The sequence below is a fragment of the Bradyrhizobium sp. USDA 4541 genome, from assembly GCF_024171085.1.
GTDB lineage: Bacteria > Pseudomonadota > Alphaproteobacteria > Rhizobiales > Xanthobacteraceae > Bradyrhizobium > Bradyrhizobium australafricanum.
In genome coordinates, this window is the sequence record NZ_JALJZF010000001.1 from 463,008 (window position 1) to 477,034 (window position 14,027).

Genomic DNA, 14,027 nt, shown 5'->3' on the forward strand with positions numbered 1-14,027 from the left:
ATGTCCGTTCCCGTTTCCCCCAAGCGTAACGCTTTGCTCGCGGCTGCCCGCGAGCGCATCCTGGTGCTCGACGGCGCCATGGGCACGATGATCCAGGGCCTGCAGTTCGACGAAGCCGCCTTCCGCGGCGCGCGGTTTGCGGACTTCCACCGCGACATCAAGGGCAACAACGATCTACTGATCCTGACCCAGCCCGATGCGATCACGGACATCCACGCCGCATATCTGCGCGCCGGTGCCGACATCGTCGCGACCAACACCTTCTCCTCGACCTCGATCGCGCAGGCCGACTACGACATGTCGGACCTCGCCTATGAGCTGAACCTGCAGGGCGCCCGCCTGGCGCGCACCGCCGCCGAGCGGGTGAGCGCCGAGGACGGCAAGCCGCGCTTTGTCGCCGGCGCACTCGGCCCGACCAACCGCACCGCCTCGATCTCGCCCGACGTTTCCAATCCCGGCTATCGCGCGGTGACCTTCGACGATCTGCGCAAGGCCTATGGCGAACAGGCCAAGGGCCTGCTCGACGGCGGCGCCGATCTGCTGCTGGTCGAGACCATCTTCGACACGCTGAACGCCAAGGCGGCGCTGTACGCGATTTCCGAGATCATCGAGGAGCGCGGCATCGACGTGCCCGTGATGATTTCCGGCACCATCACTGACAAGTCCGGCCGCCTGCTCTCCGGCCAGTTGCCGGAGGCGTTCTGGCATTCGGTGCGGCACGCAAGGCCGATCACGATCGGCTTCAACTGCGCGCTCGGCGCCGAGGATCTGCGCGCGCATATCGCCGATATCGGCCGCGTCGCCGACACGCTCGTGTGTGCATACCCGAACGCCGGCCTGCCCAACGAATTCGGCCAGTATGACGAGACGCCGGACTACATGGCGCGGCTGATCGGCGAATTCGCGGCCGCCGGCCTCGTCAACATCGTCGGCGGCTGCTGCGGCACCACGCCCGACCATATCGCGGCGATCGCCAAGGCGGTCGCCCCGCACAAGCCGCGCGTGGTGCCCGAGATCGCACCGCGGCTCAGGCTCTCCGGCCTCGAGCCGTTCACGCTGACCGACGCGATCCCGTTCGTGAATGTCGGCGAGCGCACCAACGTCACCGGCTCGGCGCGCTTCCGCAAGCTGATCACCGCCGGCGACTACACCGCCGCGCTGCAGGTCGCGCGCGACCAGGTCGAGAACGGCGCCCAGGTCATCGACGTCAACATGGACGAGGGCCTGCTCGATTCCGAAGCGGCGATGGTGACGTTCCTCAACCTCGTCGCCGCCGAGCCCGACATCGCGCGCGTGCCCGTGATGGTCGATTCCTCGAAATTCCACGTCATCGAGGCCGGCCTGAAATGCATCCAGGGCAAGCCGATCGTGAACTCGATCTCGCTCAAGGAAGGCGAGGAGAAGTTCATCCATGAGGCGACCGTCGCCAGGCGCCACGGCGCCGCCGTGGTGGTGATGGCGTTCGACGAGACCGGCCAGGCCGACACGTTCAAGCGCAAGACCGAGATCAGCAAGCGCGCCTACGACATCCTGGTCGACCGGCTCGACTTCCCGCCCGAGGACATCATCTTCGATCCGAACATTTTTGCGATCGCGACCGGCCTCGAGGAGCACAACAATTACGGCGTCGACTTCATCGAGGCGGCGCGCTGGATCCGGGCGAACCTGCCGGGCGCCCACATCTCCGGCGGCGTCTCCAATTTGTCGTTCTCGTTCCGCGGCAACGAACCGGTGCGCGAGGCGATGCACTCGGTGTTCCTGTATCACGCGATCCATGCCGGCATGGACATGGGCATCGTCAATGCCGGGCAGATGATCGTCTACGACGACATCGATCCCGAGCTGCGCCAGACCTGCGAGGACGTCATCCTCAACCGCGATCCCGGCGCCTCCGAGCGGCTCTTGGCGCTGGCCGAGAAATTCCGCGGCAAGGAGAAGCAGACCAAGGAGCAAGATCTCGCCTGGCGCGAATGGCCGGTCGAGAAGCGGCTGTCCCACGCGTTGGTGCACGGCATCACCGAGTTCATCGAGCAGGACACCGAGGCCGCCCGCCAGAACGCGTCCCGTCCGCTCGACGTCATCGAGGGGCCGCTGATGGCCGGCATGAACGTGGTCGGCGACCTGTTCGGCGACGGCAAGATGTTCCTGCCGCAGGTCGTGAAGTCGGCCCGCGTGATGAAGCAGGCGGTCGCCTATCTGATGCCGTTCATGGAGGAGGAGAAGGCGCGCAACCTCGCCAACGGCATCACCGGCGGCCGCAACGCCGCGGGAAAGATCGTGCTCGCGACGGTGAAGGGCGACGTCCACGACATCGGCAAGAACATCGTCGGCATCGTGCTCCAGTGCAACAATTTCGAGGTCATCGACCTCGGCGTCATGGTGCCTGCCAACAAGATCATCGAGACCGCGAAGGCCGAAGGCGCCGACATCATCGGCCTGTCCGGCCTGATCACGCCCTCGCTCGACGAGATGAGCTTCCTCGCCGGCGAGCTGCAACGGCAGGGCATGAACCTGCCGCTTTTGATCGGCGGCGCCACCACGAGCCGCGTGCACACCGCCGTGAAGATCGACCCGAACTATCCGGGCGGCCCGGTCGTGCACGTCAATGACGCGAGCCGTGCCGTCGGCGTTGCCTCCTCGCTGCTGTCGGCCGAGAGGAGGCAGGCCTACGCCGCCGAGGTACGCGCCGAATACGCAAAAATCTCGACGGCGCATTTCCGCGCCCAGGCCGACAAGAAGCGGCTGAAGCTTGGCGAGGCCCGTGCCAACAAGGTCGCGATCGATTTTGCGGCGGCGCCGCCGAAAAAGCCGGCCTTCTTCGGGCTGAAGAGCTTCGACGCCTACGATCTCGCCGAGCTCGCCGACTACATCGACTGGACGCCGTTCTTCCAGACCTGGGAGCTGACCGGCCGCTTCCCGGCGATCCTCGACGACCCCAAGGTCGGCGAAGTCGCCCGCTCGCTCTATGCCGACGCGCGCAAGATGCTGAACACCATCATCAAGGAGAAGTGGTTCACCGCCCGCGCCACCGTCGGCTTCTGGCCGGCGAACGCCGTCGGCGACGACATCGAGGTCTATGCCGACGAGACGCGGAAGCAGAAGATCGCGACCTTCCATACGCTGCGCCAGCAGCTCGAGAAGCGCGAGGGCCGCTTCAACGCCGCGCTGTCCGACTTCATCGCGCCGAAAGAAACCGGCATCGCCGACTATATCGGCGGCTTCGTCGTCACCGCGGGGATCGGCGAGGATGCGGTCGCCGACCGCTTCAAGAACGCCAATGACGACTACTCCTCGATCCTGTGCAAGGCGCTGGCCGATCGCCTGGCCGAAGCCTTCGCCGAACGCATGCACCAGCGCGTGCGCAAGGAGTTCTGGGCCTATGCGCCCGATGAGACCTGGTCGGCGGACGAACTGATCCTCGAGAAATATGACGGCATCCGCCCGGCGCCGGGCTATCCGGCGCAGCCCGACCACACCGAGAAGCGGACGCTGTTCGCGCTGCTCGATGCCGAGAACACCGCCGGCGTGAAGCTGACCGAGAGCTTTGCGATGTGGCCGGGCTCGTCGGTCTCGGGCCTGTACTTCTCGCATCCCGAAAGCTTCTACTTCGGCGTCGGCAAGATCGAGCGCGACCAGGTCGAGGACTACGCCACGCGCAAGGCCATGACGGTCGCCGAGATCGAGCGCTGGCTGGCGCCGGTCTTGAACTACATCCCCTCGCAGGACGGCGCCAAGGGATCGGCAATCGCGCCCGCCGCAACGCCCGCCAACGACGCGGAGCTGGCCTCGCATCCGCAGGGCTGCACCTGCGCCGTGCATCTCGCCTGGCGCAAGAAGAAGGTGGGGGCTGGGTAGGCCTCCTCGACACGTGTCATCGCCGGGGTTGACCCGGCGATCCATCTTCAAAAACACTTCTGAAGATTGATGGATGCCCGGGTCAAGCCCGGGCATGACGTATTGGAGTGCCGTAGCCCGGATGCAGCGAAGCGTAATCCGGGATAGACTGCGACGGAACGACGGACCGGCCCCGGATTTCGCTTGCGCTTCATCCGGGCTTCTGTAACGGGCCTTGGTTAGTCAATCCCTTTTCGCGTCATCCACTCGCCGGGCACTTGCTTCTGTACGGGATCGGCGCGAAGGCCGTCGCCTGATGGGGTGCATTGAGGAGCCGGCCGGCCAATCTACGGATTGCGTGGTCGTGAGCCACTTCCCGGATGGCGGCCTGACCGGATCCATCGTCCCAGCGGAGGGACTTCGCTCGGGGAGAGCCTGGTGTCGTGGCCCGCCCGGAACCGATTGCTGCTCCTGGCTAGATGGCCTTGGTCATCGGGTTGAACGGTTTGGTGTCGGCGAGCATGCGATGCAGGATCACGGCGAGCTTGCGAGCCAGCGCTACCTTGGCCTTGCGCATGCCTGCGCGCCGGGCGATCCGCATCGCCCAGCTCTTCAATGCCGAGCAATTCTTGACCGGCTTGGTCAGCATGACGTGAGCTGCCTGGTAGAGTGCCTCGCGCACGGAGGCATCCCCGATCTTGCTGATGCGGCCGGTGTAGTCGGTCTCACCGGACTGGTACTTCTTCGGGGTGAGCCCAAAGTGGGCTCCCGTGGCCTTCGAGGAGCGGAAGCGCTTCGGGTCGTCGATCGCCGCGGCATAGGTGAGCGCCACGATCGGACCAACGGACGGCGTTGTCATCAGGAGCTTGGCGGATGGATGCGTCCTGGCGAGCTTCTGGGTGTGCTTGTCCAGGCTCTTGAACTCCCGCAGCAGCACCGCATGGGCTTGGAGCAGCGCCGCCGCGACCAACTCCAGTCCGGGATGGCCGGTCACGAGCTCGCGGATGCGTCCGGCGAACGTGCGCTCGGTGGTCGCACCGACCTTCAGGCCAAAACCGCGAAGTATGCCGCGCAGGCTGTTCTCGACATCGCGAAGCTTGGATTGCAGCAGCTTGCGCGCCGTCAGGATGGCGCGGGTCTCCTGCGCCGCGACCGACTTGCAGTGCACCGGCCGGAACCAGCCGAGCCGCATCAACTGCGCGATCCGGCGGGCATCGTTGCGGTCCGTCTTCACCGGCATCGACTTGAAGGCTTCGCGAACGTGCCGCGTTTCCAGCAGCTCGACCGCAAGCCCTGCGTCTCGCAGACCCGCATACAGCCATTGCGACAAGGGGCCTGCCTCCAGCCCGATCCGTTCCAGTACCAGACCCAGCGACCGGAACCAGGCGATCAGCGCCGCCGGCTCGCTCGCAACCTTCGTCTCGCGCAAAATCTTGCCTGTCCCATCGACAAGGCAAACGCTCGAGCATTCCAAAGACACGTCAATTCCTGCATAGTGGTACATGGTCGTCCCTTAATGATGCTTGGAGCGGGCTTGCCCGACTCCGTTGAACACCATCAGTTTGAGGGACGACCGCCTTCCAACCAACAGGCCGCTCGCGAGCGCGCTTCCAAATTGCGCCGTAGCGAGCGGGCGGCCGGCCCGTTACCCCATCTACGGGTCTGGATAGACAGACCTTTCTTCCCTTCTCCCCTTGTGGGAGAAGGTGTCGCGGACAAAGTCCGCGACGGATGAGGGGTCTCTATCCGCGGAGACAGACCCCTCACCCGTCCGCGATGCCTTGCATCGCGTCCACCCTCTCCCACAAGGGGAGAGGGGAAGAAATGCGGGGTGCACTCCATGCAGTTCTTCTCGTTCTGGCGCTCGCTGGCGAGCTTTCGGGTGCGGGTCGCGCTCAACCTCAAGGGCGTCGCCGCCGACGTCGTCTTCGTCGATCTCGATGCGGACGCGCATCGCACCGATGCCTACCGCAAGATCAATCCGCAGATGGCGCTGCCGGCGCTGGTGACCGACGACGGCACGGTGCTGTTCCAGTCGCTCGCGATCATCGACTGGCTCGACGAGACTTTTCCGACGCCACCGCTGCTGCCGGCGGATGCGCTCGGCCGCGCCCGGGTGCGCGGGCTGGCGCTGATCGTCGCCTGCGAGGGCCATCCGCTGCTGACGCCGCGGGTGCGGCGCTATCTCGACCGCGAGCTCGATCTGCGCGACAGCCAGCAGAACGCGTGGCGGCGGCACTGGACGGTCGAGACGCTGGCGGCGCTCGAGGGCCACCTCGCCGGCCACAAGGCGACCGGCCGGTTCTGTCACGGCGATGCGCCCACCCTTGCCGACATCTGCCTGGTCGGCCACGTCACGGCGGCGATCAACCAGCAGATCAGCCTGTCGCCCTGGCCGACCGTGAAGCGCATCCACGAGACCGCCATGGCGCTGCCGGAATTCGCCAAGGCGCATCCGTCCGCGCAGCCGGATACACCGGAAGCGATGCGGCCGAAGTAGTTTGCGGACGCGCTGCAAAGGACAGGCAGAGACGCAAACGTGTGCGCGGTTCTCTCGATCGTCGTGCCGGCGAAGGCCGGGACCCATACTCCGCGGCAGTTGTTGTGGAGGCGACTCGTCGTTGCAGCACTGCTCAACGATGACCATCGGTGGTTATGGGTCCCTGCTTTCGCAGGGACGACACACCGAATGTGTGGCGTCGTCTGTGACACACTTCCGCATTCTCGCGACATGATTTGTCCGAGTTTTGTCTTTCTTTTCCGCCCTCTCTTGAACAGACGGCGCAGGGAAAGCCGGGTGCCGATCGCACCCATGGGCCCCGAGCAATGGGTAGAAAGAGGAAGCCTGCAGGGCGTGCTCACCTCACGCTCGCCATGTTCCGACCGATGCGATCCCTGACCGTCTGCGCGATCGCCGCCGGCGCTTCGTCGGGGATCGCGAAGCACGAGCTCGCGTTGATCTCGCAGAGCACGTAGGTGTCGGCGCCATCAGCATCGCGTGGACCGTAGAGGAAATCGGCATCCCAGATCACCGGCAGCGACGTCTCATCGATCGTCAGCGCGGCCATCATTTGCGGGATCCATTCGTCCTCCATCAACCTTCGCAGTGCCTGGAATTGCGGCGCATCGGGGCCGTGCATGATGCGCGGTCCGGGTTGGGCTTCCGGAGAATCCGGGCCTTGCGGGGGCGGCGGGATCAGGGCCTTGATCAATTGGTGCCCGAAGCCTGCGACCTTCGCTGCGCTGACATAGCAACGGATCATGCCCTCGGGCAGGCGCGGCTGGAAAGCCTGATCGATGATGCAGCCGCCCCAGCCGAAATATTGCTCGCAGCGCGCCATGAAGTCTGCCAGCGGCATCTCCTCCGGCTGGCTGCCGCGCAGCGCATGCAGCACGCGAATCGTCGCGTCGGTCTTTGGCACGGTTTCCACCTTCCAGACGCCCTGCCCGCCATTACCGCGGTTCTGTTTGAGCACGCGCGGACCACCCGCGCGCAAGCGCGAGGGAAATTCGGCGCGGAACGCATCGACCGTCGCGTATCGATGGGTGTCGGCGCCCCAGCCGAGGTGACGCGTCCGGTACAGCACGTCCTTGACGCCCATCTTGAGGATGACGTCGGGATGCGCGCTGACCCATGGTCCCTTCGCCGCGACCTCGCGCAGCAGCGGATCGAGGGCGGCGCGCGTCTTGCCCTGATGGATCGGATCGACCCAGACCAGAACGCCGTCCATCGTCAGCAATTGGTCGCGAACGGCATCGGCGAATGTCTCGTCATAGACGACGGGAACGGCCGCGATGCCCGAAGCGGCGAGCGCTTCGAAGACGCGGACGAAACGGCTGTTTTGTGGGGTCGCCTCCCGGCGCGACGCGGCGTCGCCACGCGACAGGATGGCGATTTTGCAACGACGATTTTCGGAACGAAGACGTGTGTGTGGTTGGGTGTCCATGTGAAAGCTCCACGACGGTGAATGTCGCGCAGAGCTTGGACCGAGGTCTCACGGGGAGTCTGCCTTGTCCCCTTGGGGCAAATCTAGACCACCGCGCGCAGGTTTCAAGATGGAAGTGGGGCGAAGCGGATCAGGCCACGATCCCGGATCACGCCGTGATCCCGGATCAGGCCGTGATCCCGTGCAACCCGAGCCAGCCCGTGTAGAGGCCGACGAGCACGATCAGCGCGGCCGACACGTAGGGGGCGCGATGGGCAAAGCGGCTGAAACCGGCCCAATGACGTTCGACATGACGCAGGCTGAGCGCGGCCGCAACACCGGCAGAGACCATGGTGAGCGCAAGCCCGATGCCGAAGCAAAGCACCAGCACGAAGCCGAGGCTGAACTGCTTGAGCTGGAGACAGAGCAGCAGCACGGTGATCGCCGCCGGACACGGAATCAGCCCGCCGGTCAGGCCGAACAGGATAATCTGCCATGTCGTGACGGTGCGTCCGGCAAAGCGCTTGCGGATGTCGGCGGCGTGCGCGCGCGCATGCGCGTCGTCCTCGTCGCCGAGATTCATGTGCGCATGGTCATGCTCCTCGAACAGGACTTCCACCATGTCCGCGCGCACCGAGACGCGCGCCTTGAAGGCATGCGGCTCCGGAATTTCGTCGATGCTTTCCAGATAGCCGTCCCTGTCGGCGAAGCGAAAGCGTTGCTCGCTGCCGTCGGGGCGGATCGTCACGACGTCAACGTCGCCGGCCGCCGGCAGCGCTCCGGCCTCGCTTCGCAACCGCCAGCGCGGCGGCACGCCGTCCTCGAAGACCTCGAGCGACAGCGATTGTCCGGCCAGGACCAGCTGGCGCGTTTCGTCGTGATGATCGTGTTCGGCAGCCTGCTCGCGCCAGGTGCGCCAGGCCATCCAGGCCGCGATCGCGATGATGATCACCGCCGAGGCCAGTTGCAGCCAGGCTTCGCTGCGTTCTCCGGACCATTGCTGGCCGAAGTGAAGCCCGGCGAGCGCGACCAGCCAGACGATGGCGGTGTGCGAGATCGTCGCCGCCACGCCGAGCAGCGCCGCCTGCACCACCGTGCCGCGGATCGCGATGATGAAGGCCGCCATCATCGTCTTGGAGTGGCCGGGCTCGAGCCCGTGCAACGCGCCGAGCAGGATCGCACTGGGCACGAACAGCCATGCATGGGCACTGCTCTGCTGGAGCAGCTGAGACAGGTCGGTCATGGCGCTCACTTCAAATAGGTACGAACGACGTCGATCAGGTCCGCGGCGCCCTGCGCCTTCTCCGGATCCTTTTCCCGGGCAGGATCCACGACGTGGTGGCGGATGTGATCCTCGAGCAATTCCGCGGTTAGCCCGTTGATGGCGCCGCGGACCGAGGCCACCAGCATCAGCACGTCGGCACAACCAATCTCGGACTCCAGTGCGCGCTCGACGGCCTCCAGCTGGCCCTTGATGCGACGAACCCGGCCGACGAGCTTGGACTTGTGCTTGATGGTATGCGACATGAAAGTAATATAGGGGGGTATCCTATATTGGTCAACCATGCTGTCGGCCAACCGGGCGCGCATCGAGACATGGCGGCGGGATGTCAGCGGCGGGCGTCAGCCCATGCTGCCAGGCATGAAGCAGCGCGCCTTCGGATGACCGTCTATGTAATAGGGCCACACGATGGGTCGGCCGGACAGGTTCGGCCCTGGCACGACGGCTTCGTTGGGTACGTCAACCCACTCGCCATCGATGCGCACCCGATAATGGCCGTTCCTGGTTTCCCAGTCGACGTCGTCGATGTGCTGCGCATCCGTGCCATCGCAGCAGGGACCCTTGCTGCTATGCAAGCCCTCATACCAACCGTTCAATTCGGGGTGCTGGTGATCGTGGGCGAGAGCGCCGCCGGTTGTTGTGATGAGCAGCATAACGAGGGCAACAGGCGTCGCATGCCAACAATGACTGTCCATCAATCGGCATTGCTCCAATGAATGCAGGCGGGAGCGCGACACGTTCGCGGTGTCGGCATCTACCTGAGTTGGTCCCTGCCACCGCGCAACTCGGCAGCGAATTGTATGTTCCTATTCGCAACTCGCCGGAGATGGAGAGGTGACCCCATCGGCCTGATCCACGAATGCTTGTTCCAAGCTGCGCGATGAAGTTTTCGTGACTGTCGATCGGCGGTAGCTGCGGGATTTGGCAAAGTCAGGTTGACAGCCCGGAGATCAGGGTTTTTGATGTGGCTACGGGGATGTGCGATCTCCCCGCGAGGCGACATGCCCAAGAATCGCGTCCTGTCACCAAGGGCGCACCATGTCGTCATACACATCGATCTCATCAGAAAAATTGTCCCGTCTCATCGGCACGGCGAAGGCGCCGACGCTTGTCGACGTTCGTCTCGATGAAGACTTCGCCGCCGATCCGCGCTTGATTCCGGGCGCGGTCCGCTACTCCCATCTCGACGTCCAGGACTGGGCTTCCCGTTTCACCGGGCAGTCCGTGGTCGTGATCTGCCAGAAGGGACAAAAGCTTTCGGAAGGCACCGCCGCCTGGCTCCGCTGCAGCAACATCGCGGCCGAGATTCTCGAGGGCGGCCACCTCGGCTGGCGGGAAGCGGAGCTACCGACCGTTCCCGCCGACAAGATTCCGAAACGCGACGGGCGGGGCCGCACCGTCTGGGTGACGCGATCGCGGCCGAAGATCGACCGCATCGCCTGTCCATGGCTGATCCGCCGCTTCGTCGATCCCGCGGCCATGTTCCTGTTCGTCACATCGGCGGAGGTCGAGGCGGTCGCCGAACGGTTCGACGCCACGCCGTTCGACATCGAGAACGTGTTCTGGAGCCATCGCGGTGAGCTCTGCACCTTCGACGTGATGGTCAAGGAATTCGGCCTCGCGACGCCGGCGCTGGAGCGGCTCGCGACGATGGTGCGGGCGGCCGATACCGCGCGGCTCGAGCTTTCGCCGGAGGCGCCCGGGCTGCTCGCCGCCTCGCTCGGCCTGTCGCGCATGTTCGACGACGACCTCGAGCAGTTGAGCGCCGGGCTGCTGCTCTACGACGCCTTCTACCGATGGTGCCGCGACGCGACCAAGGAGACGCACAACTGGCCGACCAGCAAGGTGAAGCCATGACCGACGTCGCAACGACAGCGAAAGCGCGCGGGCATGAACCCGCGCACGGCATCTCCTTCAACGAGGCGCTGCTGGTCTGGATACGCGTCGCCATCCTGAGCTTTGGCGGACCGGCCGGCCAGATCGCGGTAATGCATCGCATCCTGGTCGAGGAGAAGAACTGGATATCCGAGGGGCGTTTCCTGCACGCCCTCAATTACTGCATGCTGCTGCCGGGGCCGGAGGCGCAGCAGCTGGCGACCTATATCGGCTGGCTGCTGCATCGGACGCTCGGCGGCATCGTGGCGGGCGGGCTGTTCATCCTGCCCGGCATCTTCGCCATCATGGGCCTCAGCTATATCTACGCGGCGTATGGCAATGTCGGGTTTGTCGAGGCGCTGTTCTTCGGCCTGAAGGCGGCGGTGCTCGCCATCGTGATCCAGGCCGTGGTGCGGGTCGGCAAGCGCGCGCTGCGCAACCGGGTGATGATCGCGCTCGCGGCGATCGCCTTCGTCGCGATCTTCTTCTTCGCCGTGCCGTTTCCGCTGATCGTCGGCGCCGCCGCGATCATAGGGCTGGTCGGCGCACGCCTCGGCCGGAGCGAATTTGCGGCGATCGAGCATGGCGGCAAGAATTCCGCCGTGATCGACAGCATGCTCGGTGAAGCGGTGCCGGACCATGTCCGTCCCAACGCATCGCGCACTTTGCGGGTCGGCGCCATCTGGCTCGCGCTCTGGCTGGTGCCGGTGTTCGCCCTGCTGATTGCGCTCGGGCCCGGCGACGTGTTCACCCAGATCGCGATCTTCTTCAGCAAGATGGCGATGGTGACGTTCGGCGGCGCCTACGCCGTGCTTGCCTATGTCGCGCAACAGGCCGCCGACTATTATCACTGGGTCAGCCCGCGCGAGATGCTGGACGGGCTCGGCATGGCCGAGACCACGCCCGGACCGCTGATCATGGTGGTACAGTTCGTGGGCTTCATGGCCGCGTTCCGCGAGGCAAGCGGGCTGTCGCCGATGTTGGCCGCCACCCTCGGCGGGTTGCTCGCGACCTGGGTGACGTTCACGCCGTGCTTCCTGTGGATCTTCGTCGGGGCGCCCTACATCGAGGCGCTGCGCGGCAACAAGGCGCTGGCGGGCGCGCTTTCGGCGATCACCGCCGCCGTGGTCGGCGTGATCCTCAATCTGTCGATCTGGTTCGCGCTGCACACGCTGTTCCGGCAAACATTCCCTGTGCACGGGCTAGGCCTGTCGTTCGACGCGCCGGTGCCTGCCAGCCTCGACTGGCCAGCGATGGCGCTGTCGATCGCCGCCGCGATCGCGATCTTCCGCTTCAATGCGGGGATGCTCAGCGTCCTCGCCGCCTCCTGCATCACGGGCGTACTGCTGCGCCTTGTCGGCATCATCTGAGCGGAACGGCGCGCAGCTTGAGAACCTGGGGCAGCACAACACAACCAGGAGAACAACCATGCAGACACGACGACTCTCCCGTTTGATTCTCGTCCTGACGATCGCGGGCGCGGTCATGCCGGCCCATGCCCTGACGCAGGACGAACTCGTCGCAAAACTTCGCGCCGCCGGCTACGCCGAGATCAGCGAGGTCAAGTCGACGGCCGAAGGCACGACGGCGAAGGCGATGAAGAACGGCAAGCCGGTGCGGCTCGTGATCGACAGCAGCGGCCAGGTCAAGGAGCGGGACTGAGTGCCCGCGCGCGCGAAAGCCGTCAACTAATCGATGGAGTGATAATCATGATGAGAGCAATTGTGACCCTGTGCATGGCGGTGCTGGGGCCGGGCGCAACCCTGGCAGCGCCGGCCGCCCTCGATGAGCGGCAGGACGCGGCCGTTACAATGCAAGCGGCGATGGTCCACCCGCAAGCGAGCGAGACGCTGCGCGGCGTCGTCGATCGCGTCGATGAACGCAACGACACGCTGCTGATCCGGTTATCTCCGGACCGGACCGAACCGTTCAAGGTCCAGGACGGCCTGATCTTCAATGCCGTCCGCTTCGGCGATCCCGTCGAAATCGCGGTGCAGAACATCGCCGGGTTCCGCACCATTGTCGGGCTCTCGAAGCAATAGAGCCACGATCCGAAGCATCGAAAGAGGTTCAAGGGAGCAATCCAATGCGACATACGATTTCGGCGCTGATCGGCGTCGGTGCCTGCCTCTTCGCCACCGGCGGGAGCGCGCAAAAGATCGACTGGCAGGTGTTCACCGAGCCGTTCGTCTCGTCGGCACATGCGCAGGCGATCGATTGGCAGAAGGTCGACGACATGCTGGGCAGAAAGCCCGCGGTCACCGGTGACGTGCATCGCTACGGCTTTCCGCGGAGCGATCTGACGGTGACGCTCGACGGCATCACCATCAAGCCGGCGCTGGCGCTCGGCGGTTGGGTCGCCTTCAAACCCATGCACGACGACGTCATGGCGATGGGCGACCTGGTGCTGCTCGAATCCGAAATCAACCCCGTCATGCTGAAGATGATCGGCAACGGCCTGCAGATCACGGCCGTGCACAACCATTTGCTCGGCGCTAGCCCGGCCACCTTCTACATGCACGTCGCCGGTCACGGCGACCCGGTCAAGATCGCCGCCGCGATCCGGGATGGCCTCGCCGAAAGCAAGACGCCGCTCAAAGCCGCGGCGCCGGCCGCGCCGCCGCCGGCCATCGATCTCGATACTGCACAGCTCGATCAGATCATCGGCGTCAAGGGCCAGGCCAATGGCGGCGTCTATCAGTTCAACGTGCCCCGTCGCGATCCGATCACCGAACAGGGCATGGCGTTAAGCCCGGTTGGCCCGATGGGCGTCGCCATCGGCATCAACTTCCAACCGACCGGCGGCGGCAAGGCGGCGATCACCGGCGATTTCGTGCTGACAAATGACGAGGTCAACCCCGTCATCATGGCGTTGCGGACGCACGGCATCGACATCACCGCGCTGCACAGCCACATGCTGGACGAACAGCCGCGCCTGTTCTTCATGCATTTCTGGGCCAATGACGACGCCGTCAAGCTCGCCAAGGGCCTGCGTGCCGCGCTCGATAAGACGGCCACGACAAAAAGTTGACCCTGGTCTCGGAGGGATCAACGATGCGAAGCCTCACGGTCATGTCCATGTGGCGCACGCTGCTCAGAGTGCCCACGTG

12 protein-coding genes are annotated in these 14,027 nt (G+C 65.1%); 7 read left to right on the forward strand and 5 right to left on the reverse strand.

Annotated features, from left to right (window positions below):
* Window positions 1-3,855, forward strand: a complete 3,855-nt coding sequence (gene metH, locus J2R80_RS02265) for a methionine synthase (protein WP_076824861.1) — start codon at window positions 1-3, stop codon at window positions 3,853-3,855.
* Window positions 3,856-4,309: 454 nt separating this feature from the next.
* Here metH and J2R80_RS02270 read toward each other — a convergent pair whose 3' ends face one another.
* Entirely contained in the window at window positions 4,310-5,338 is a 1,029-nt protein-coding gene (locus tag J2R80_RS02270; RefSeq protein ID WP_057016162.1) for an IS110 family transposase, read from the reverse strand.
* A 336-nt stretch (window positions 5,339-5,674) separates the two neighbouring features.
* Between J2R80_RS02270 and maiA the strand changes: the two genes are divergently transcribed.
* A complete protein-coding gene (gene maiA / locus J2R80_RS02275) occupies window positions 5,675-6,334 on the forward strand; it encodes a maleylacetoacetate isomerase (protein ID WP_076832309.1) in 660 nt (219 codons plus the stop codon).
* A 358-nt stretch (window positions 6,335-6,692) separates the two neighbouring features.
* Here maiA and J2R80_RS02280 read toward each other — a convergent pair whose 3' ends face one another.
* The 4 genes from J2R80_RS02280 to J2R80_RS02295 form a co-directional block, all read right to left on the reverse strand.
* Window positions 6,693-7,781, reverse strand: a complete 1,089-nt coding sequence (locus tag J2R80_RS02280) for a Cj0069 family protein (protein WP_076832313.1) — start codon at window positions 7,779-7,781, stop codon at window positions 6,693-6,695.
* 166 nt (window positions 7,782-7,947) lie between these two features.
* Window positions 7,948-9,003, reverse strand: coding sequence for a nickel/cobalt efflux transporter (locus tag J2R80_RS02285; protein WP_057016098.1), 1,056 nt, complete (start codon window positions 9,001-9,003; stop codon window positions 7,948-7,950).
* Between the two features lie 5 nt (window positions 9,004-9,008).
* Window positions 9,009-9,287: a metal/formaldehyde-sensitive transcriptional repressor gene (locus J2R80_RS02290; RefSeq protein WP_016847064.1), complete on the reverse strand. Its 279-nt coding sequence runs from the start codon at window positions 9,285-9,287 to the stop codon at window positions 9,009-9,011.
* A 96-nt stretch (window positions 9,288-9,383) separates the two neighbouring features.
* Window positions 9,384-9,737 (reverse strand): hypothetical protein, encoded by a 354-nt coding sequence (locus J2R80_RS02295; protein ID WP_233475790.1) that lies wholly within the window; start codon window positions 9,735-9,737, stop codon window positions 9,384-9,386.
* A gap of 343 nt (window positions 9,738-10,080) precedes the next feature.
* Here J2R80_RS02295 and J2R80_RS02300 point away from each other — a divergent pair, with 343 nt between their 5' ends.
* From J2R80_RS02300 to J2R80_RS02320, 5 genes are all read left to right on the forward strand, one after another.
* Window positions 10,081-10,899: a sulfurtransferase/chromate resistance protein gene (locus tag J2R80_RS02300; protein WP_076832316.1), complete on the forward strand. Its 819-nt coding sequence runs from the start codon at window positions 10,081-10,083 to the stop codon at window positions 10,897-10,899.
* Window positions 10,896-12,287, forward strand: a complete 1,392-nt coding sequence (gene chrA / locus J2R80_RS02305) for a chromate efflux transporter (RefSeq protein WP_076832318.1) — start codon at window positions 10,896-10,898, stop codon at window positions 12,285-12,287. The genes J2R80_RS02300 and chrA overlap by 4 nt, the downstream gene beginning before the upstream one ends.
* Before the next feature lie 58 nt (window positions 12,288-12,345).
* Window positions 12,346-12,579: a hypothetical protein gene (locus tag J2R80_RS02310; protein WP_057016095.1), complete on the forward strand. Its 234-nt coding sequence runs from the start codon at window positions 12,346-12,348 to the stop codon at window positions 12,577-12,579.
* Window positions 12,580-12,653: 74 nt separating this feature from the next.
* Window positions 12,654-12,959, forward strand: coding sequence for a hypothetical protein (locus J2R80_RS02315; protein WP_057016094.1), 306 nt, complete (start codon window positions 12,654-12,656; stop codon window positions 12,957-12,959).
* Between the two features lie 44 nt (window positions 12,960-13,003).
* The gene (locus J2R80_RS02320; RefSeq protein ID WP_076832321.1) at window positions 13,004-13,948 is read left to right on the forward strand and encodes a DUF1259 domain-containing protein; all 945 of its coding nucleotides are present in this window, start codon (window positions 13,004-13,006) and stop codon (window positions 13,946-13,948) included.
* Window positions 13,949-14,027: the final 79 nt, after the last annotated feature.